Source organism: Rhizobium sp. Leaf306, assembly GCF_001423425.1.
In the GTDB taxonomy this organism is placed as follows: Bacteria; Pseudomonadota; Alphaproteobacteria; order Rhizobiales; family Rhizobiaceae; genus Neorhizobium; species Neorhizobium soli.
On the sequence record NZ_LMNX01000001.1, the window covers coordinates 55,523 to 76,044 of the forward strand.

Here is a 20,522-nt window from a genome sequence, read left to right on the forward strand (position 1 = left end):
AACCCGACTAGGGGCTTTGGGGGAAACACATGATAACCGACCTTCTTACCTGGCAGATCACGCTGCCGATCGCAGTCGGCGCGCTTGTTCTCGGCTATCTGTTGGGCTCGATCCCGTTCGGCCTGCTTCTCACCCGCGCCGCCGGTCTCGGCGATATCCGCTCGATCGGTTCCGGCAATATCGGGGCGACCAACGTTCTTCGCACCGGAAATAAGAAGCTCGCCGCCGGCACGCTTCTGCTCGACGCATTGAAGGCGACGGTCGCAGCTCTGATCGGTTGGTACGCCTTCGGTCCGGAAGCGGGGCTGCTTGCGGGATTTGCCGCCTTCATGGGTCACCTCTATCCGGTCTGGCTCGGCTTCAAGGGTGGCAAGGGTGTCGCGACCTATATCGGCACGCTGCTGGGGGTCGCACCGCTCATGGTTCTGGTGTTTGCCGCGGTCTGGCTTTCGGTTGCCAAGCTCAGCAAGTACTCATCGCTGTCCGCCCTGGTTGCAACCCTTGTCATTCCGGTTGTGCTGTGGTTCATACAGGAACCAAAGATTGCTGCCGTCATGGCTCTCATGACGATCATCTCCTTTATCAAGCACAAGACCAATATCGAGCGGTTGATTGCCGGCACCGAAAGCAAGATCGGCCAAAAGGGCTAGTCCCTTAAAGGACGGATCATGCCGGATAGCAGCGCAAGACGGATAGGAATTGCGCTCACCGAACGGCAGAAGATCGCCTGGCTGCGGTTGATCCGCTCCGACAATGTCGGCCCGGCGACATTCCGGGATCTCATCAATCATTGCGGCTCGGCGGAAAATGCGCTGGCCATGTTGCCGGAACTGTCAGCGCGCGGCGGATCGACACGGGCAATCCGCATCGCCAGTGCCAGTGAGGCCGAACGCGAGCTGGAGATCGCACGCCGCCAGGGCGCACAGTTCATCGGCATCGGTGAACCCGACTACCCTCCCGCGTTGCGACAGATCGAGGCAGCGCCGCCGCTCGTTGCGGCAAAGGGCGATCTCTCCACCGCCACCCGCCCCTCGGTCGGCATTGTCGGCTCGCGCAACGCCTCAATCGCCGGGGCGAAGTTTGCGGCGGTGATTGCCAGGGATTGCGGCCGCGCCGGTTATGCGATCACTTCAGGACTTGCTCGCGGCATCGATGCGGCGGCGCACCGCGCCAGTCTCGATACCGGCACGATCGCGGTTCTGGCCGGCGGCATCGACCGTCCCTATCCGCCGGAAAACTTCTCCCTGCTCGATGAGATCACGGCCGGCAGCGGCCTTGCCGTCTCCGAAATGCCATTCGGCTGGGAGCCACGCGCTCGGGATTTTCCCCGTCGCAACCGGCTGATTTCAGGCATTTCGCTCGGGCTGGTTGTCGTTGAAGCGGCTGAGCGGTCAGGCTCGCTGATCACCGCAAGGCTTGCTGCCGATTTCGGACGGCTGGTGTTTGCCGTCCCGGGCTCGCCGCTCGATCCGCGCTGCCACGGCACGAACGGACTTCTCAAGCAGGGCGCCATCGTCACGACCGGCGCTTCGGATGTGCTGGCTGCGTTGGCGCCGCTGTCCGATCTCGATAGATTTCAAAATACCGTCATCGAAGAGCCCGGCAGAGGCAGCACACTCCTGCCGCCCGATGACGACGACAGGACGCGCATCATTTCGGCGCTTAGTCCGACACCGGTCGATATCGACGATATCATCCGGCATACGGGTGTTGCCGCGGCCAGTGTCTATCTTATTCTGCTGGAACTCGATCTTGCCGGTCGGCTGCACCGGCACCCGGGCGGCATGGTCTCACTTGCTATGGAAGACTGATCGCGGTCGTCGCCCGGCCTGCACGTCGCCAGCCTCGACATAGGCCATCTCGATGAGGTAGCACAGCATATCAGCCCCCTCGCTGAGCGCGACCTGCCGCAACTCTGCCAGCATCTGCCGGATGTAGGCGATGTTGCGCGAATTCTCGTCGCCCCGTCCGTCCTTGTCACCGTGAGAGACCATTTCACATCCTGTCAAATAGGGCGCGACACCGCCTAATATAACTATTCGTCACCTTATCAGCGCAGCTTAGAGATGTTTATTTAAGATTGCAACTAATTGCACATCACTCTCCGGTTGTAGTTCGTTGTATCCTACTAATTAACGATGACCTCTTGACCCCGGGACAAACGCCCGCCATGTCGGGAGACCAGATTTCCGCCTGGATCGTTACGAGACCGGGCAAAGCTCTATTGCAGAGAAACAAGATGAATGTAGTCATTGTAGAATCTCCAGCCAAAGCCAAGACCATCAACAAGTATCTTGGCTCGGGTTACAAGGTTCTCGCCTCTTTCGGCCACGTCCGCGACCTTCCTGCCAAGGACGGGTCGGTTTTGCCTGACCAGGACTTCGAGATGCTCTGGGAAGTCGACAGCGCATCCCAGAAGCGGATGAAGGATATTGCCGACGCCGTGAAGGGTTCGGACGCCGTTTATCTCGCGACCGACCCGGATCGCGAGGGTGAAGCGATTTCCTGGCATGTCCTCGACCTCTTGAAGAAGAAGAAGGTGATCGGCGATAAGCTGGTCAAGCGCGTCGTGTTCAACGCCATCACCAAGAAGGCGGTTCTCGATGCGATGGCCAACCCGCGCGATATCGACGTGCCGCTGGTGGACGCGTATCTCGCCCGCCGCGCTCTCGACTATCTCGTCGGCTTCAACCTGTCTCCGGTCCTGTGGCGCAAGCTGCCGGGCGCCCGTTCTGCCGGCCGTGTGCAGTCGGTTGCGCTGCGCCTCGTCTGCGACCGCGAAACCGAGATCGAGCGCTTCGTCTCGGAAGAGTACTGGAATATCTCCGCGCTTCTGAAGACACCGCGTGGCGACGAGTTCCTGGCCAAGCTGGTGCAGGCCGAAGGCAAGCGTCTGCAGGGCAAATCGATCACCAACGGCGAGGACGCCGGACGCTTGAAGACCCTGCTCGACGGCGCTGCCTATAGCGTCGAGACGGTCGAAGCAAAGCCGGTCAAGCGCAATCCCGGCCCGCCGTTCACCACCTCAAGCCTCCAGCAGGCCGCGTCGTCCAACATCGGCTTCGGCGCCTCGCGCACGATGCAGGTCGCGCAGAAGCTTTATGAAGGTATCGATATCGGTGGCGAGACCGTAGGTCTCATTACCTACATGCGTACCGATGGCGTTCAGATGGCACCCGAGGCGATCGAGCAGGCGCGTAGCGCCATCGTCGAGCAGTTCGGCCCGCGTTACATGCCCGAAAAGCCGCGCTTCTACTCCACCAAGGCGAAGAATGCGCAGGAAGCCCACGAAGCAATCCGCCCGACCGACTTCAACCGCACGCCGGACAAGGTTCGCCAGTATCTTGATGCCGATCAGGCGCGTCTCTACGAGCTGATCTGGAAGCGCGGCATTGCCAGCCAGATGGCATCTGCCGAGATGGAACGCACAACCGTGGAGATCTCGGCGACAAACGGCGCAGATAAGGCTGGCCTTCGGGCCGTCGGTTCGGTCGTGCGTTTCGACGGCTTCCTCGGCGCCTATGTGGACCGCCGCGAAGAGGATGACAAAAGCGAGGACGACGACGAAGACGGTCGCCTGCCCGAGATCAACGCTGGCGAAAAGCTCGACAAGAACAAGGTCAACTCGAGCCAGCATTTCACTGAGCCACCACCGCGCTATTCGGAAGCATCGCTGATCAAGAAGATGGAAGAGCTCGGCATCGGCCGTCCTTCCACCTATGCCGCGACGCTGAAGACGCTGTCCGATCGCGAATACGTGATCATGGACAAGCGCAAGCTGATCCCGCATTCCAAGGGACGGCTGGTCACGGCGTTCCTCGAGAACTTCTTCACGAAATACGTCGAATACGATTTCACGGCCGATCTCGAAGAGAAGCTCGACAGGATCTCGGCTGGCGAACTGGACTGGAAGCAGGTTCTGCGGGAGTTCTGGCAGGACTTCTTCGGCCAGATCGAAGACACCAAGGAACTGCGCGTCACCAACGTGCTGGATGCTTTGAACGAAGCGCTGGCACCGCTGGTCTTCCCGAAGCGGGAAGACGGTTCGGATCCGCGTATCTGCCAGGTCTGCGGCACCGGCAACCTGTCGCTGAAGCTCGGCAAGTACGGCGCATTCGTCGGCTGCTCGAACTATCCGGAGTGCAACTTCACCCGTCAGTTGTCGTCCGAAGGCGGCGCGGATGCGGAAGCTTCCGGCCTCAACGAACCGAAGGAACTTGGGACCGATCCGATGACCGGCGAGCAGCTGACGCTGCGGTCGGGTCGTTTCGGACCTTATATCCAGCGCGGCGACGGCAAGGAAGCCAAGCGTTCCTCGCTGCCCAAGGGCTGGCTGCCTGACGATATCGACCACGAAAAGGCGCTGGCACTGATCAACCTGCCGCGCGACGTGGGCAAGCATCCGGAATCGGGCAAGATGATTTCGGCAGGTCTTGGCCGTTACGGGCCGTTCCTGCTGCATGACGGTGGCTATGCGAACCTGGAAACGATCGAGGACGTGTTCTCGATCGGTCTCAACCGCGCCGTCACCGTGATTGCCGAGAAAAAGGAAAAAGGCCCCGGCGGACGCGGTCGTGGCACACCGGCAGCGCTCAAGGACCTTGGCGCGCATCCGGACGGCGGCGCGATCACCGTGCGCGACGGCAAATACGGGCCTTACGTCAACTGGGCCAAGGTCAATGCCACGCTGCCGAAGGGCATGGACCCGCAGTCGGTAACGATGGAACAGGCGATGGCGCTGATCATCGAAAAGGGCGGCAAGGCATCGTCGGGCAAGGCCAAGGCGAAAGCGCCTGCCAAGAAGGCCACAGCAAAAAAGGCTGCTGCCAAGACAGAGGCGGACGCAACGACCGAGACCGCCACAAAGAAGTCGCCTGCCAAGGCTAAGACCGCAGCCAAGAAGGCACCGGCCAAAAAGACAACCGCATCGAAGGCGAAGAAGACGGACACGTGAGAGAACCGAACGAGCGATCCAATCGCCAGCAGAAACGCGCCGCGAAGGCTGACCGTGGCGACAGCCAGTCGGCGAGCAGACCGGTAATTGTCCAGGGTGCGGTTCCTCCGCGCGATGTGCTGCTCCAGTTCATCGCTGACAATCCCGACAAGGGCTCGAAACGGGAGATTGCCAAGGCTTTCGGCCTGAAAGGCGATACGCGCATCGAGCTCAAGGATCTGCTGCATTCGCTCGAGGAAGACGGTCTTCTCACCAAGAACCGCAAGTCGCTCTCGCGTCCGGGTGCCCTGCCCCCGGTCACCGTTCTCGACATCACCACCCGCGACAAGGATGGCGAACTGATCGGCCGGCCGACGGAGTGGCCGGACGATATGGGCGCGGCCCCTGCCGTGCTTATTCGCCAGTCGCATGACAGCCGCGGGAAGGGCAAGGCGCCGGCCGCCGGCCTCAACGACCGCATCCTTGCAAAGATCTTCCCGAACAAGGACCGCTCAGGCCCGGCCTATACGGCCCGCGTCATCAAGGTCATCGACAAGCGCCGCGGCGCAGCACTCGGCGTCGTCCAGAGATTGGCCGACGGCGAGATGCGTCTTCTGCCGACCGACCGGCGCGGCGAGGAAATGGTGATCGAACCCGAGGACATCGGAGACGCCAAGGACGGCGATCTGGTCGAGTCGGAAGTCGTTCGCAACGGCCGTTTCGGCCTGCCGCGCGCCCGCGTCCTCAACATTGTCGGCTCCGTCGGTTCGGAAAAGGCGATCTCGATGATCGCCATCTATTCGCACGGCATTCCGCACATCTTCCCGAACGAGGTGATGGAAGAAGCGCAAGCTGCAAAGCCGGCCAGCATGTCGAAGCGCGAAGACTGGCGCGACGTGCCGCTCCTGACAATCGATCCCGCCGACGCCAAGGATCACGACGACGCTGTTTATGCCGAGCCGGACACCTCGCCCGACAATCCGGGCGGCGTCATCGTCACCGTCGCGATCGCCGATGTCTCCTGGTATGTCCGCACCGGCAAGCCATTGGACCGCGAGGCGCAGAAGCGCGGCAATTCCGTCTACTTCCCCGACCGCGTCGTACCGATGCTACCGGAACGCATTTCCAACGATCTCTGCTCGCTGCGCGAGGGCGAAGACCGGCCGGCGCTTGCCGTGCGAATGGTCTTTTCCAAGGAAGGCCGCAAGGCTGGCCATACGTTCCACCGCATCATGATGAAGAGTGCGGCCAAGCTCTCCTACCAGCAGGCTCAGGCCGCCATCAACGGCGAGACCGACGACAAGACCGGTCCGTTGCTGGAGCCTGTCCTGAAGCCGCTGTGGGACGCCTACCGGATCATGACGATCGGCCGCGACCGTCGACAGCCGCTCGAACTCGATATGCCCGAGCGCAAGATCATGCTGCAGCCGGATGGCACGGTGGATCGTGTGATCGTGCCAGAGAGGCTCGACGCGCATCGGCTCATCGAAGAGATGATGATCCAGGCAAACGTCTGCGCCGCCGAGACGCTCGAGAAGAAGAAGCAGTCGCTGATCTACCGTATCCATGACGGCCCCTCGCTTGCCAAGCAGGAGACGCTACGCGAGTTCCTGAACACGCTCGGCATTTCGATGGCTCGCGGCGGCCAGATGCGCTCCAACTCGTTCAACGGCATCCTGTCGCAGGCACAGGGCACGCCGCACCAGATCATGGTCAACGAGATGGTGCTGCGCTCCCAGAGCCAGGCGGTCTACAGCCCCGACAATATCGGCCATTTTGGCCTCAACCTGATGAAATACGCGCATTTCACCTCGCCCATCCGCCGCTATGCGGATCTGATCGTGCATCGCGCGCTGGTCGGGTCGCTCGGCCTCGGCGAAGGCGGAATCACGCCGGGCGAAGAAGCCCAGCTCGAAGACATCGCGGCAGAGATCTCCACCTTCGAGCGCCGCGCCATGGCGGCCGAACGCGACACGGTAAACCGTCTTGTGGCGCACCACCTTTCGACGAAGATCGGCGAGGAGTTCCAGGGCCGCGTGTCCGGCGTGACCAAGGCAGGCCTGTTCGTGGCCCTGCCGACCTATGGCGCCGATGGTTTCGTGCCGGTGTCAACGATCGGCGACGATTACTATATCTATGACGAGGCGCATCAGGCGCTAACAGGCGAACGTTCCGGTCTCGGCTACCAGATCGGCGATACCGTCGATGTGAAGCTGAAGGCGGCAGTTCCGCTTGCCGGTGCGCTTCAGTTTGAAATGCTGAGCGAAGGCAAGAAGCTGCCGGGCGGCGCCCGCTCGTTCCACAAGTCTGCGCGACGAGACAAATCCGGCGGACGGCCCAAAAAGCCCGGTACGCGCCCCTTCCGTGGCGGCAGGAGATAGCAATGCAGTCAGATGGCGAACAGACGGTCCGCTTCGGCGGGTCGGACCCGGTCGATCGACCTCTTGGCCGCTCCATCAAACGGGGCCTCGCCTGTCGCTGTCCTGCCTGTGGAGAGGGCCGGCTTTTCCGTGCCTTCCTGAAGCCAGTCGATCATTGTTCCGTCTGCGGTGAAGATATCTCCCACCATCGTGCAGACGACCTTCCGGCCTATCTCGTCATCGTCGTGGTTGGTCACGTGCTGATGACCGGCTACATGCTGACCGATATGATCCTGCGTGTCTCTCCTTGGGTCCACCTCGCCATCTGGGCACCGCTTGCGGTGCTTGCCGCCATCGCGACGATCCAGCCCATCAAGGGCGGTGTCATCGGCCTGCAATGGGCAAACCGCATGCATGGGTTCGGCGGCGGCGAGGACGGGACCGATTCGACCAGCGGTCCGAGCAACAGACCGAACTGATCATGGTCCACCGTTCGTTACCACCTTCCCGTCCTATTTCATGCGTACGGACGTCCAGTCCGAAGCCGACTTGTAAGGAAGTCTGAATGCCTCAGCCGACGACCGACGAAAACGGCCATGTCGCGGAGATCCACTGGCCATCCCTGATCGCAGCCACCGCCGCCGTCAGCGCCGTGGGAATAGCCATGGGGCTCGGCCTGCCGCTGCTGAGCATCATCCTTGAAAAACGCGGCATCTCATCGACGCTGATCGGGTTGAACGCTGCCATGGCAGGCGTTGCAGCCATGGTTGCCGCCCCGATCACGACGAAATGTGCACATGACTTTGGTGTGGCGCGCAGCATGATGATCGCCGTGGTGATCGCCGCCTTCAGCGCCATCTGTTTCTACTATGCTGACCAATTCTGGATGTGGTTTCCGCTGCGCTTTACCTTCCATGGCGCGACCACGGCCCTGTTCATCCTGTCCGAATTCTGGATCAATGAAGCCGCGCCACCCAGACGACGCGGATTGGTCCTCGGCATATACGCAACGGTGCTGGCGGTCGGGTTTGCGATCGGGCCGATGCTGTTTTCGCTTCTCGGCAGCGATGGCGTGCTTCCGTTCATCGTCGGCGCACTCATTATCATGACGGCCATCATACCGATCTTTCTCGCCCGTCACGAAAGTCCGAAGCTAGACAGCAAGCCCGAGCGGCACTTCTTCCACTATATATTCCTCGTTCCCAGTGCGACGGCAGCCGTCTTCGCCTTTGGTGCAGTCTCGGTTGGCGGACTGTCGCTGTTTCCGATCTATGCGTTGCGCGAACAGATGACCGAATCGCATGCGGCCATCCTCTTGACGGTGATGGGACTGGGCAACATGGCCTTCCAGATCCCGCTGGGGATGATTTCGGACCGCATGCGTGACCGCAGGCCGCTTCTGACCGGCCTCGCCGTGCTGGGCGTTCTCGGCTCTCTGACGATCCCCTTCCTGATCGGCAACTGGATGATGACCGCAGTTCTTCTGTTCATGTGGGGCGGCTGTATCTCCGGCCTCTACACCGTTGGCCTCGCGCATTTGGGAGCTCGCCTTCGAGGTGCCGATCTGGTCGCTGCCAATGCCGCCTTCATCTTCTGCTATGCCGTCGGCACGGTTGCAGGACCACAGGGCATCGGCGCTGCCATGGATGTCGCGGGCAATGACGGCTTTGCCTGGGCGCTGGCCGGTTTCTTTGGCTTTTACGTGGTTGTTTCGGGGGCTCGATGGTTTTTACCAACGAAACAAGGTTGACATTCTGACCGCGATTTGTAATTTCGCCCCAGATTTCGCCGTCGACCGTCTGCGTCCGCGGCTCCACTTTTCTTAAAGGCGCTAAGACCATGGCAAAAGCTACGACCATCAAGATCAAGCTGCTGTCGACGGCTGATACCGGTTTCTTCTACGTAACCACGAAGAACAGCCGTACGATGACAGACAAGATGACCAAGACGAAGTACGATCCGGTTGCCCGGAAGCACGTCGAATTCAAGGAAACCAAGATCAAGTAAGATCTGGTCCCTTAAAGGCATGAAAGAAGGCGCAGGCTGATTAGCCGGGCGCCTTTTTCTTTGCCTGCTGTTTCTACGCGTGAGTATCCAAACGCAAAAAGCGCCACCGTCATTTCTGACAGCGGCGCTTTGATTGGGGGTCGACCGGCTTGCAATCGCGGCACGAGGAGCCGTTGAAATTGCTTGCCAGTCGACCGACCCCACGACCCAGGAGATGCGGCGGACCTGAGCATCATGGGGTATCTCGACGTAAGCTGAAGGAACCCTTCGCCCCGTTGAAACCAAAATTGCGCAAAATCAATGGAAAATCAACTCATACTTAGATCAGTACGAAACTGTTTGGATATGATGGTTAAAATCCACACGCGTCTTTGTAGAAAGACGCTATTCCAACTCTTCAATTGTTAGGTTTATTCTGAGCCAAAGCGTTTTTAGCTTTACCCACCCTACGGTGTTCGATGCGAGCTTAAAGACTAGCCGGACTTCGAGACGGAAGTAAAAGGCGATTATAAATCATCAAGGAGAAGCAGGACTTTCTCGCTTGTGTGTAGATGCTACCGCATCAGTCGGTAATTCTCAAACAAAGCACCGGTCTTCCATTCCCGTATCTGTTTTATTTGGCTCGAAGCCGCATACGAGTCGTCAAATTTAATTGCGGAAACTGGGAAGACGAGAGCTTCTTTATCAAAAAGCCTCGCTGCGGGACGAAAGATATTATATTAGATTGTTTTAATATACGACGATTCTCGTGCAAATCTTAAGCGGCGGCTGCAACGACTCGGTTGCGACCGCTGTTCTTAGCGTCGTAAAGCGCACGGTCGGCTTGTTTCAACAACTGCTCCGGCGTTTCCGCTCCACTGCGGCTACAGGCAATCCCAAGCGAAGCTGTGATATTCAGGCTGGCGCCAGTGCTTTTCAGCACGAACGGCGTCTGCTCGATGATGTTGCGCAATCGTTCGGCAATCAAAGCCGCGGCGGCGCTATCCGTATCGGGCATAACCACAACGAATTCCTCGCCACCGAACCGGCAGGCGAGATCCGCGCCGCGTACTGTGGACCGGATACGGGCCGCAACTTCCTTCAGCACCTCGTCACCGGCGTCGTGGCCGTGCGTGTCGTTGACCGATTTGAAGCGATCGATGTCGGTGATGCAGACGGACAGCGGCCGCCCACGGGCTGTTGCGCGGGCAAACAGCACCTTCATGTGATTGTCGAGATAACGGCGATTGTGCAGACCGGTCAGGGCATCTGTCACAGCCAGTTCGATCGTATGGCGCACGCTTAACCGCAGGCGGTCGTTGTAACGCTTACGCTTGATCTGCGTCAGGGTCCGGGCCACGAGTTCATTCGGATCGATCGGCCGGATAATGTAGTCGTTGACGCCGAGATCGAGCGCCCGGACGATGACCTGGTCGTCGCCGTGTTCCGTCACCAGCAGCAACGGCAGGAATCGGGTCCGCTCCAGCGATCGCAGTTGTGAACAGAGCCTCAGCGGATCGTAGTCATCGAAATTCGTATTGACGATCACCAGATCGAACGGGTTTTCAGCCGCTTCGAAAAGGGCTGCCTGCGGATCGGAGATGGCAGTGATATCCGCGACGGGTTTCAGCGCCCTGACGATGCGTTCCTGCGAGCTTCCGCGGCCATCGACCAGCAGGACCTGCGCGACGTCGTCCTGAGCGTCCTGCCCCGCTGCACTCTTCATCATGTCCTGCAGCGTGAGATCCTGCGCGGTGTCGGACCGGATGCGCAGCTCGTCACTCAGCGTCTTCAGCCGCACGAGGCTTTTGACACGGGAAATCAGCTGCAGGTCGTTGACCGGCTTGGTCAGAAAATCGTCGGCACCGGCTTTCAGGCCGCGCACGCGGTCGGAGGGCTGGTCCAGCGCGGTGACCATGACAACAGGGATATGGGATGTCCGCGGATTGGCTTTCAGCCGCTCGCAGACTTCGAACCCGTCAATGCCCGGCATCATGATGTCGAGCAGGATGACATCGACATGGGCCTGTTCACAGATCGCCAGCGCCTTGTAGCCGTCATCGGCAGTCAAAACGTCGAAATATTCCGCAAGCAGGCGTGCCTCGAGCAGCTTCACGTTTGCGGGAATGTCGTCGACTACCAGGATCCGTGCCGTCATGTCATTCTCCGACCTTACGCGTCGCCAAGATACGTCTTGATGGTCTCTATGAACTTCGGCACCGAGATGGGCTTCGAAACATAGGCTTCGCACCCGCCCTGTCGGATTCGTTCCTCGTCGCCCTTCATCGCGAATGCGGTGACGGCGATGACCGGTATGACGTGCAGTTCGTCGTCTTCCTTCAGCCACTTGGTCACTTCCAGACCCGATACTTCGGGCAGCTGGATATCCATCAGGATCAGATCCGGACGGTGACGGCGGGCAAGATCCAACGCCTCCATGCCATTGCGCGTCTGGATCGTCTCGTAGCCGGACGCTTCGATCAAATCGCGGAAGAGCTTCATGTTCAGCTCGTTGTCTTCGACAATCATGACCCGTTTGGGCATGTCGATCCGTTCCTTAAATCGCGCCTTGCAAGCGTGCTTTCAGTCTATAAGCTTTCCGAACACGAGATTCTTTAAGCCACTAGCGGCACACGTTAAGGGCATTTGGTTGAGAAATAGGTAACTTGAGCAGGCGATGAGGTTCGATCCGTTGAATAACAAGGCACCCGCCGCAGCCCCTGAAGAGACGGCCGGCGCAATCCTCAGCTGGCTTGCGGACGAGCCTGACATGTTCTCCCGGTTTCTAGCGCTTTCCGGTCTCCAGCCCGGCCAACTTCGTTCTGTGATCGACGATCCGGGCTTTCTGGGCGGCATGATCGATTTTCTGATGAGCCACGAGCCAACGCTGATGGCATTTTGCGAAGCGACGAACACGAGACCGGAAACGGTTGCCGCAGCGTCACACTATTATTCCAAGCCTGCACTCGATTCGGGCGACTACTGAGATGGAGAACTCTTCCGGCGTTGCCCTCGATTTCTCCCATGTCCAACTGGGCGACCGCCCGCTGGTCGTATGCGACGTCGATGACGTCGTTCTGGACTTCGCGGCACCTTTCACCGAGTTCATCAAGGCAGAGGGGCTGGAGCTGCTGCCGCGCTCCTTCCGCCTCACCGGCAATATCGTTTCGGTCGAAACGCAGGTCCCTATCGAGGAAGCGGACGTCAAACGCCTGATCGGCGCGTTCTTCGACCGCCAAGAAGACTGGCAGACGCCCTCTGCGCTTTCGATCGAGACCCTTAAGGCGATCGGTAAGGCTGCAGACGTCATCTTCCTCACTGCCATGCCGCCACGCTATCAGGAACAGCGTCGCCGGCTTCTCGACCGGCTCGACCTCACCTTCCCTCTCGTCGCGACGGAGGAGAAGAAAGGCCCTGTCATGCAGATGATCCATGCCGCGCGCCCCCTTCCCTCGGTCTTTATCGATGACATGGCCCACAACCTGCATTCGGTCCGCGACCACGTGGAGAACTGCCTGCTGATCCACATGATGCCGGACAGTCCTCTGCACCAGCTTGCTCCGAAGCCTGATCAACCGATCGTCCGGGCCACAGACTGGCCGCATGCCGCAGAGATGATCGACACCTACATCCTGTCCCAAATCCCGCATCATCGAACCGCAAAATAGTGGTTGAAGGATGTGCGTTCTACTCTTGAGAGGTTGCAGCTTACGGCCTATTGTCGGAATGTTCAACCTTTGTTCCGCTGATGACAGTCGTACCAAATCACAAGCCCGGCTTCTGTCGAGACTGCTTTGCCGAGCAGAAGGCAGAGGTGCGACGGTGTCGCGCCTGCGGCAGTCCACGGCTGGTGTATCATCGCGAACTTCATGACCTGACGCTTGCCCATATCGACTGCGATGCCTTTTACGCCACCATCGAGAAACGCGACGACCCGAGCCTGGCCGACAAGCCGGTGATCATCGGCGGCGGCAAGCGCGGCGTGGTGTCGACCGCCTGCTATATCGCCCGCATCAGCGGCGTCCGGTCGGCAATGCCGATGTTCAAAGCGCTCGAACTCTGCCCGGATGCGGTCGTCATCAAGCCGAACATGGAGAAATACGTCACTGCCGGCCGACAGGTGCGGCAGATGATGATGGATCTGACGCCGCTGGTGCAGCCGATCTCGATCGACGAGGCGTTTCTGGAACTGGCAGGCACCCAGCGTCTGCACCACGATCAGCCCAGCCGCATTCTCGCAAAGCTCGCAAAACGCGTCGAATCCGAGATTGGCATCAGTATTTCCGTCGGGCTCTCCTACTGCAAGTTCCTCGCCAAGGTCGCTTCCGACCTCGAAAAGCCGCGGGGTTTTTCGGTGATCGGTCGCGCAGAAGCCGTGGAGTTTCTGGCGACCCGACCGGTCACGACGATCTGGGGCGTCGGCCGGGCTTTTGATGCGACGCTGGAGGCGGACGGCATCCGCACCATCGGGCAGTTGCAAGCCATGAACGAGGCCGACCTGATGCGCCGCTACGGCACGATGGGCCAGCGCCTCTATCGTTTGTCTCGCGGTATCGACGACCGCGAGGTGCATCTCAACGACCCGGCGAAAAGCGTGTCGGCCGAGACCACGTTCTTCGACGACATCTCCCGCCACGACGACCTGGTCCCGATCATGCGCCGGCTTTCGGAGAAGGTGTCTAAACGACTGAAGAGCGAGGACCTTGCAGGTCAGACGGTGGTGTTGAAATTGAAGACCGCGGATTTCAAAAGCCGAACCCGCAACAAGCGGCTGGAAGACCCGACCCAGCTGGCCGACCGCATCTTTCGCACTGGTATCTCCATGCTGGAGCGGGAGACGGACGGCACGAAATTTCGCCTGCTCGGGATCGGCGTCACCGATCTGACCGATCCTGCCCGCGCAGATCCGCCCGATCTCGTGGATGTTCAGGCCGGACGCCGGGCGGCTGCGGAAGCGGCCATGGACAAGCTGCGTGAGAAGTTCGGAGCTGCGGCCGTCGAGACCGGCTATACGTTTGGCGACAAGCGCCGCGACCGATAGTTTCAATCAAACGTGATTAAATTTTTCCTGCTAAACGTGACGAGATCAGCGCGGATGCAAACCTTCGTTAAACCTCGCTCGGTAAAATGCGGCTCAAGTTTTGCGTATGAGGTTTAGCATGATGCGTCGCCTGGTTCTGGGGTTCTGTCTGATGTCCGCGACGATGCTGTCGCCTCCAGCCTTTGCGGCGGACAGTGTTCCCCTGCAGATCATCGTTTCCAAGGACAGGCAGTCGCTGACCGTCTACGAGGGCGAGACCGTGGTCGCCAGGTCGCGGATATCGAGCGGCAAGGCCGGGCACGATACGCCGACCGGCATCTTCTCCATCCTTGAGAAGCGGAAATACCACGAGTCGAACATCTATTCGAATGCACCGATGCCGTTCATGCAGCGAATCACCTGGTCAGGTATCGCGCTGCACGAGGGCAACGTTCCGAACTATCCGGCGTCGCACGGCTGCGTGCGCCTGCCGAGCGGTTTTGCGACCAAGCTTTACGGCCTGACCGAGCGTGGTGCGCATGTGATCGTGACCGATGCGGACGTGGTGCCGCAGCGCATCGAGGACGTCGTGCTGTTTTCGCCGCGCAAGCCTTTGCCTGCCGGCGCGCTGATGACCGATGTCGATCTTCGCACCGCATCGATCAAGGCCTCGCCGAAGAAGCCGGTGGAAGTGGCGATGAATGTCGCGCCGGCCAATCCGAACCGCGCCACGGATGCTCTTCCGACGCAGCCTGATGATCTCGAGGAAGCGCAGACGCACGCGCTACGCATCCTGATCACGCGGCGTACCGACCGCGAGACGCTGATGGACGCCCAGAAGTTGCTGGAAGAAATGGGCTTTGAGACCGGCGGCTCCGACGGCTATGTCGGACCGCTGACTCGCAGCGCCGTTGCCGGCTTCAAGCGCTGGAAAGGCCTGAAGCAGACGGGCCCGATGATAAGCGGCGAGTTCATCGACGCGCTCTACGCCTCTGCCGGCCAGCCGAAGCCACCCGCCGGCCAGATCATGGTGCGGCAGAATTTCGAACCGCTGTTTGAGGCCCCTGTCGGCATCAAGGCGCCGGAAGTGGCCCTCGGCACGCATCTCTTCACTGTTGACAAGATCGATCGCTCGATCGAATCAGCCGATTGGCACGCGGTGACGTTGCCGAACGTGCTGTCCGATGCGACGATGAAGCGGCTGGGGATCACCGTGGCGGCCGATGCGAAACTGCCGGGTGCCGCGAAAGCCGCACTCGACCGCATCGAGATTTCGCAGGACGTGCGCGACAGGATCGAGACGCTGATGGCGGATGGGACGTCTGTCACGATCAACGACGAATCGCTTGGACCGGAGACCGGCAAGGGCACCGATTTCGTCACGCTGACCAAGTCGTCGAAAAGCGAGATGGTGGCGGTTCAGGATATCGGCTCAACGCCTGCCGCCGAGCCGCGCGCCAAGCGCAGCATCATCCGTTACCAAGGCGGCGTCGGCCTCTACTGAGGCCCACGCCGATAGCGGCAGTTATACGAGTTCCACATCCAGCACACCGGGCGCCGCCTTCAGAGCGGCGGCGATTTCCGGCGAGATACGGTACCGTTCCGTCAGTTCCACCTCGATCTCGCGCTTGCCATCATCCTTGATGACGATGAACGAGACGAGGCCATCGCCGCGGGCATTAAGATGCCGGGCGACCGTCTTCAGCGGCCCTGAGTCGCGCACGAAGACCCGCAGCGCCTTCTGCATGCGGACCGACTGTTCCTCGAGAGACTGCACTGTCTGGATCCGCAGGCCAATGCCTTCCGGGCGCTCGTCGGCCTGAACTGTGATGACAAGCGATTTTCCGGGCTCAAGCAGATCGCGGTATTGGGCAAGCGCTTCGGAAAACAGCACCGCCTCGAACTGACCGGTGGAATCGGAAAACATGACGATGCCCATCTTGTTGCCGGTGCGCGTCTTGCGTTCCTGGCGACCGGTGACGGTCCCGGCAAGACGGCCCGCCGTGGCGCCTGCCCTCACCGCCGTCGAGAAGTCGGCGAAGGTCTGGACGCGCATCTTGTCGAGCACCGCACCGTAGGTATCGAGCGGATGGGCCGACAGGTAGAAGCCGAGCACCTGATACTCGCGCATCAGCATTTCCGACGGCATCCACGGATTGAAGGTTGGAAGCACGAGTTTTTCCGGACCGCTGGCCGCGCCCGAGCCGAAGAAATCGGACTGGCCGGAGACCTTCTCCTCCTGGGCGCGCTGGGCATAGCCGATGACGCGGTCCATACCGGCGCTGAGCTGCGCCCGATCGAAGCCGAAGCAATCGAAGGCGCCGGCGGCGTTGAGGCTTTCAAAGACGCGGCGGTTGATCTGCTTGGGGTCGATGCGCAGACAGAAATCCTCGATCGACGCGAATGGCGTGTCGCCGCGGACTTCTACGATGTGATCGACGGCGTTTTCGCCGACGCCCTTGATGGCGGCGAGCGCGTAATAGATGCGGTTGTCACCTGTCTCGAAGCGGCGGAACGAGGTCTGGACCGATGGCGGAATGACCTTGATGCCGAGCCGTCCCGCGTCTTCGCGGAAATCGTTCAGCTTTTCGGTGTTCGCCATATCGTAGGTCATCGACGCGGCGAGGAACTCGACCGGGTAATGCGCCTTCATATAGGCCGTCTGGTAGGAGACGATGGCGTAGGCGGCGGCGTGGGATTTGTTGAAGCCGTAGTTGGCGAATTTCGCCAGCAGTTCGAAGATGTTCTTCGCCTGCGGCTTCGACACACCGTTCTTGATGGCGCCACTGACAAAGCGTTCGCTCTGCTGGTCCATCTCGGCCTTGATCTTCTTGCCCATGGCACGGCGCAGAAGGTCGGCTTCGCCGAGCGAATAGCCCGACAGGACCTGGGCGATCTGCATCACCTGTTCCTGGTAAACGATAACGCCCTGGGTTTCCTTGAGCAGATAATCGATCGACGGATGGACCGATTCGATTTCTTCCTCGCCATGCTTGCGGGCGTTGTAGGTCGGGATGTTTTCCATCGGACCCGGACGATAAAGCGCCACCAGCGCAATAATGTCCTCGATACAGTCCGGTTTCATGCCGATTAGCGCCTTGCGCATGCCGGCACTTTCCACCTGGAACACGCCGACGGTCTCGCCGCGCGACAGCATCTGGTAGGTCAGTTCGTCATCGAGAGGGATCTTGGCGAGATCCACGACGATATCGCGCTTCATGCAGAATTCAACCGCGGTTTTAAGAACTGTCAGCGTCTTCAGGCCGAGAAAGTCGAACTTGACCAGACCGGCCTGCTCGACCCATTTCATGTTGAACTGAGTGACCGGCATGTCGGAGCGCGGATCGCGGTACATCGGCACCAGCTTCGACAGCGGGCGATCGCCGATGACGATACCGGCGGCGTGGGTCGAGGCGTGGCGGTAGAGACCTTCGATCTTCTGGGCGATATCGAGAAGACGGCCGACGACCGGCTCCTTGTCGACCTCTTCCTGGAACTTCGGCTCTTCCTCGATCGCCTTTGCCAGGGTGGTCGGATTGGCCGGGTTGTTGGGCACCAGTTTGCAGATGCGATCGACCTGGCCATAGGGCATTTCGAGAACGCGGCCGACGTCGCGCAGTGCTGCGCGGGCCTGCAGCGAACCGAAGGTGATGATCTGCGCCACCTGCTCGCGGCCATATTTGCGCTGCACGTAGCGGATCACCTCTTCGCGGCGATCCTGGCAGAAGTCGATGTCGAAGTCGGGCATCGAGACGCGGTCGGGATTGAGGAAGCGTTCGAACAGCAAAGAGAAGCGCAGCGGATCGACGTCGGTGATCGTCAGCGCATAGGCAACCAGCGAGCCTGCACCGGAACCGCGGCCCGGACCGACCGGGATGTTCTGCAGCTTTGCCCATTTGATGAAGTCGGCAACGATCAGGAAGTAGCCCGGAAACTTCATCTTCTCGATGACGCCGAGCTCGAAATCGAGCCGTTCGCGATAATCCTGCTCGGTGAAGCCCGCGGTGATACCGAGTTCGGCCATCCGGTTCTCGAGGCCTTCGACCGACTGACGGCGCAGCTCCGCCGTTTCGGCCCGCTCCGCTTCTGCCGGATCATCGGTGGCGCCGGTGAAGCGCGGCAGGATCGGGCTGCGGGTCTTCAGGATGAACGAGCAGCGCTTGGCGATCTCGACCGTGTTTTCGAGCGCTTCCGGCAGATCGGCGAACAGCTTTGCCATTTCGGCACGGCTCTTCAGGTAATGGTCGGGCGTCAAACGGAAACGGGTATCGTCGGATACGATCGCATTGTGCGCGACGGCCATCAGGGCATCATGAGCGTCGTAATCGGACTTGCCCGGGAAGAAGGCCTCATTGGTCGCGACCAGCGGCACATCCTGGTCGTAGGCAAGATCGATCATCCGCTGCTCATGACGGCGGTCGTAAGTGCCGTGACGCTGCAGTTCAATATACAGACGATCGCCAAAGGCCTGCTTCAATGAAAGGAGGCGCGCCTTTGCGAGTACGGTGTTGCCATCCTTCATTGCCATGTCGACAGGGCCACCGGCAGCACCTGTCAGCGCGATCAGTCCTTCGGTGCCGCCATCTTCGAGCCAGGCGCGGCAGATATGCGTTGCCGCCTGCCCTTCTCCATCGAGATAGGCACGGCTGACGAGATCCACCAGCCGCTCGTATCCCTTGGCATTGGCGGCAAGCACAACGATTGCCGGCAGCTTCGCCAAATGGCCGTTGCGGCGCTCGTCTGGCTGATCCTCCATGTCAATCGACAGCTGGCAACCGATGATCGGCTGAATGCCATCACCGATGGATTTTTGGGCGAATTCCAGCGCGACGAAGAGATTGTTGGTATCGGTGACGGCGATCGCGGGCTGATTGTCCGCGATGGCCTTGGAGAGGATTTTCTTAAGCGGCAGCGCACCTTCCAGAAGCGAATAGGCGGAATGGACGCGCAGATGCACGAACTGTGGCGTCGCTCCCAAATCCTCCGATTCCGATTGTAAAGTCGCTGCGTCCGCCATCTGATACCCATTCCTTGAATCGGGTCATTGTCCGGCGCGGGGGCTTCAGAGTCGAGTCAAGAATGGTCTTCTCAACCTCTTTCCGCTTGCGCCCGCCGGCTGGGCGAGCACGGACCGGCTCACATCACCAGCATGATCATCGACAAGCTGGCAACGAAAGTTGCAATGGAGGCGAATGCGGCAATATCACGAAGAAGGTCAGTCATCGTCGTCTCCCGTGTTCGTTTATGTTGGCACTTTGTTCTCTTTTCGTGCCAACGTCAATAGTAGAACAAAACGGGAATAGAAGATTCTGACCGATGGTTAATGCTGCTTGCTGGCTGGAGGTAACCAGCGCTCCATAGGACCAAGCCGTTGCCGGCCGACGCACGCGGTCGGCAGCCAAACGTCAGCCATCGCTGCGGATCGCTGACGTGACGTCATTCCATGGCAGCAGTGTCCATCGCACGCCCCTTCGAGGATGTGACGATGGACACTATCGGATTAGGGGCACGCTTTGGGGATCAGTGCGTTCGCTAGAACTCGACGACTTTGCCGCCCTCGATCGTGACGCGACGATCCATGCGGGCAGCGAGATCATGATTGTGGGTGGCAATCAGGGCAGCAAGCCCTGACTGGCGCACCAGCGCCTCCAGCGCTTCGAACACGTAGGATGCCGTCTTCGGGTCGAGATTGCCGGTGGGTTCGTCGGCCAGCAAAAGGCGGGGCGCGTTGGCCACCGCACGGGCAATCGCCACGCGCTGCTGTTCACCACCAGACAGTTCCGACGGGCGGTGTTCGCCGCGATGACCGATTCGCATGTAATCGAGAAGCTGGCCCGCGCGTTCGCGCGCTTCCCCCTTCGAAAGGCCGCCAATCAACTGCGGCATCATGATGTTTTCGATCGCCGTGAATTCCGGCAGGAGATGGTGAAACTGGTAGACGAAGCCGATGTCGGAGCGACGGATCGAGGTGCGCTCTTCATCCGACAAACCGTTGCAGGCCCGACCGCCGATCGTCACATCGCCAGCGTCCGGATGTTCAAGCAGGCCTGCCAGATGCAAGAGCGTCGATTTGCCGGTACCGGACGGGGCGACGAGCGCCACGATCTCGCCGCTCACGAGCGAGAAGTCTGCCCCGTTGAGGATCGACAGGCTCGTCTCCCCCTGGCCGTAGTGACGTTCGACGCCTGAGAGATTGAGGACGGTTTTACGCGGGACAGCCATG

16 protein-coding genes are annotated in these 20,522 nt (G+C 60.2%); 11 read left to right on the top strand and 5 right to left on the bottom strand.

All coding sequences use genetic code 11. The annotated features are described in order from the left end of the window. Positions 1-29 precede the first annotated feature (29 nt). Both plsY and dprA read left to right on the top strand, forming a co-directional pair. The gene (gene plsY, locus ASG19_RS00275) at positions 30-650 is read left to right on the top strand and encodes a glycerol-3-phosphate 1-O-acyltransferase PlsY (protein ID WP_062453208.1); all 621 of its coding nucleotides are present in this window, start codon (positions 30-32) and stop codon (positions 648-650) included. 18 nt (positions 651-668) lie between these two features. Beyond that, positions 669-1,811: a DNA-processing protein DprA gene (dprA, locus tag ASG19_RS00280; protein WP_062453209.1), complete on the top strand. Its 1,143-nt coding sequence runs from the start codon at positions 669-671 to the stop codon at positions 1,809-1,811. On the opposite strand, the gene ASG19_RS00285 is transcribed toward dprA, so the two are convergent. Then, a complete protein-coding gene (locus ASG19_RS00285; RefSeq protein ID WP_062453210.1) occupies positions 1,791-1,994 on the bottom strand; it encodes a hypothetical protein in 204 nt (67 codons plus the stop codon). The genes dprA and ASG19_RS00285 overlap by 21 nt on opposite strands. A gap of 245 nt (positions 1,995-2,239) precedes the next feature. Between ASG19_RS00285 and topA the strand changes: the two genes are divergently transcribed. From topA to rpmG, 5 genes are all read left to right on the top strand, one after another. Continuing rightward, positions 2,240-4,954, top strand: a complete 2,715-nt coding sequence (gene topA / locus ASG19_RS00290) for a type I DNA topoisomerase (RefSeq protein WP_062454720.1) — start codon at positions 2,240-2,242, stop codon at positions 4,952-4,954. Beyond that, positions 4,951-7,314, top strand: a complete 2,364-nt coding sequence (gene rnr / locus ASG19_RS00295) for a ribonuclease R (protein WP_062453211.1) — start codon at positions 4,951-4,953, stop codon at positions 7,312-7,314. The genes topA and rnr overlap by 4 nt, the downstream gene beginning before the upstream one ends. 2 nt (positions 7,315-7,316) lie before the next feature. After that, complete coding sequence (locus ASG19_RS00300) at positions 7,317-7,772, top strand: DUF983 domain-containing protein (protein WP_062453212.1); 456 nt, start codon at positions 7,317-7,319, stop codon at positions 7,770-7,772. An 86-nt stretch (positions 7,773-7,858) separates the two neighbouring features. Next, positions 7,859-9,043: an MFS transporter gene (locus tag ASG19_RS00305; protein ID WP_062453213.1), complete on the top strand. Its 1,185-nt coding sequence runs from the start codon at positions 7,859-7,861 to the stop codon at positions 9,041-9,043. A gap of 89 nt (positions 9,044-9,132) precedes the next feature. Beyond that, positions 9,133-9,300, top strand: a complete 168-nt coding sequence (gene rpmG / locus ASG19_RS00310) for a 50S ribosomal protein L33 (protein WP_007626161.1) — start codon at positions 9,133-9,135, stop codon at positions 9,298-9,300. A gap of 757 nt (positions 9,301-10,057) precedes the next feature. Here rpmG and ASG19_RS00315 read toward each other — a convergent pair. Beyond that, a complete protein-coding gene (locus ASG19_RS00315; RefSeq protein WP_062453214.1) occupies positions 10,058-11,437 on the bottom strand; it encodes a PleD family two-component system response regulator in 1,380 nt (459 codons plus the stop codon). Positions 11,438-11,451: 14 nt separating this feature from the next. Continuing rightward, positions 11,452-11,823, bottom strand: coding sequence for a response regulator (locus tag ASG19_RS00320; RefSeq protein ID WP_062453215.1), 372 nt, complete (start codon positions 11,821-11,823; stop codon positions 11,452-11,454). A gap of 133 nt (positions 11,824-11,956) precedes the next feature. Between ASG19_RS00320 and ASG19_RS00325 the strand changes: the two genes are divergently transcribed. The 4 genes from ASG19_RS00325 to ASG19_RS00340 all read left to right on the top strand — a co-directional run bounded on the left by ASG19_RS00325 (position 11,957) and on the right by ASG19_RS00340 (position 15,803). Then, a complete protein-coding gene (locus tag ASG19_RS00325) occupies positions 11,957-12,265 on the top strand; it encodes a DUF3572 domain-containing protein (RefSeq protein WP_062453216.1) in 309 nt (102 codons plus the stop codon). A 1-nt stretch (position 12,266) separates the two neighbouring features. After that, entirely contained in the window at positions 12,267-12,947 is a 681-nt protein-coding gene (locus ASG19_RS00330; protein ID WP_062453217.1) for a hypothetical protein, read from the top strand. Between the two features lie 80 nt (positions 12,948-13,027). Beyond that, positions 13,028-14,320: a DNA polymerase IV gene (locus ASG19_RS00335; protein ID WP_082476227.1), complete on the top strand. Its 1,293-nt coding sequence runs from the start codon at positions 13,028-13,030 to the stop codon at positions 14,318-14,320. A gap of 118 nt (positions 14,321-14,438) precedes the next feature. Continuing rightward, positions 14,439-15,803 (top strand): L,D-transpeptidase family protein, encoded by a 1,365-nt coding sequence (locus tag ASG19_RS00340; RefSeq protein ID WP_082476134.1) that lies wholly within the window; start codon positions 14,439-14,441, stop codon positions 15,801-15,803. Between the two features lie 21 nt (positions 15,804-15,824). Here ASG19_RS00340 and dnaE read toward each other — a convergent pair whose 3' ends face one another. Both dnaE and ASG19_RS00350 read right to left on the bottom strand, forming a co-directional pair. Continuing rightward, positions 15,825-19,316: a DNA polymerase III subunit alpha gene (gene dnaE / locus ASG19_RS00345; protein WP_062453219.1), complete on the bottom strand. Its 3,492-nt coding sequence runs from the start codon at positions 19,314-19,316 to the stop codon at positions 15,825-15,827. Positions 19,317-19,831: 515 nt separating this feature from the next. Next, positions 19,832-20,521, bottom strand: coding sequence for an ABC transporter ATP-binding protein (locus ASG19_RS00350; protein ID WP_062453220.1), 690 nt, complete (start codon positions 20,519-20,521; stop codon positions 19,832-19,834). Between the last annotated feature and the right edge of the window lies 1 nt (position 20,522).

Bases quoted from the DNA above. Each gene is read 5' to 3' on its own strand.
- ASG19_RS00305 (WP_062453213.1), top strand. From the start codon at position 7,859: ATGCCTCAGCCGACGACCGACGAAAACGGCCATGTCGCGGAGATCCAC.
- ASG19_RS00315 (WP_062453214.1), bottom strand. From the start codon at position 11,437: ATGACGGCACGGATCCTGGTAGTCGACGACATTCCCGCAAACGTGAAG.
- ASG19_RS00335 (WP_082476227.1), top strand. From the start codon at position 13,028: ATGACAGTCGTACCAAATCACAAGCCCGGCTTCTGTCGAGACTGCTTT.
- dnaE (WP_062453219.1), bottom strand. From the start codon at position 19,316: ATGGCGGACGCAGCGACTTTACAATCGGAATCGGAGGATTTGGGAGCG.
- ASG19_RS00350 (WP_062453220.1), bottom strand. From the start codon at position 20,521: ATGGCTGTCCCGCGTAAAACCGTCCTCAATCTCTCAGGCGTCGAACGT.
- ASG19_RS00340 (WP_082476134.1), top strand. From the start codon at position 14,439: ATGATGCGTCGCCTGGTTCTGGGGTTCTGTCTGATGTCCGCGACGATG.
- ASG19_RS00320 (WP_062453215.1), bottom strand. From the start codon at position 11,823: ATGCCCAAACGGGTCATGATTGTCGAAGACAACGAGCTGAACATGAAG.
- ASG19_RS00325 (WP_062453216.1), top strand. From the start codon at position 11,957: ATGAGGTTCGATCCGTTGAATAACAAGGCACCCGCCGCAGCCCCTGAA.
- plsY (WP_062453208.1), top strand. From the start codon at position 30: ATGATAACCGACCTTCTTACCTGGCAGATCACGCTGCCGATCGCAGTC.
- ASG19_RS00300 (WP_062453212.1), top strand. From the start codon at position 7,317: ATGCAGTCAGATGGCGAACAGACGGTCCGCTTCGGCGGGTCGGACCCG.
- ASG19_RS00285 (WP_062453210.1), bottom strand. From the start codon at position 1,994: ATGGTCTCTCACGGTGACAAGGACGGACGGGGCGACGAGAATTCGCGC.
- dprA (WP_062453209.1), top strand. From the start codon at position 669: ATGCCGGATAGCAGCGCAAGACGGATAGGAATTGCGCTCACCGAACGG.
- topA (WP_062454720.1), top strand. From the start codon at position 2,240: ATGAATGTAGTCATTGTAGAATCTCCAGCCAAAGCCAAGACCATCAAC.
- rpmG (WP_007626161.1), top strand. From the start codon at position 9,133: ATGGCAAAAGCTACGACCATCAAGATCAAGCTGCTGTCGACGGCTGAT.
- ASG19_RS00330 (WP_062453217.1), top strand. From the start codon at position 12,267: ATGGAGAACTCTTCCGGCGTTGCCCTCGATTTCTCCCATGTCCAACTG.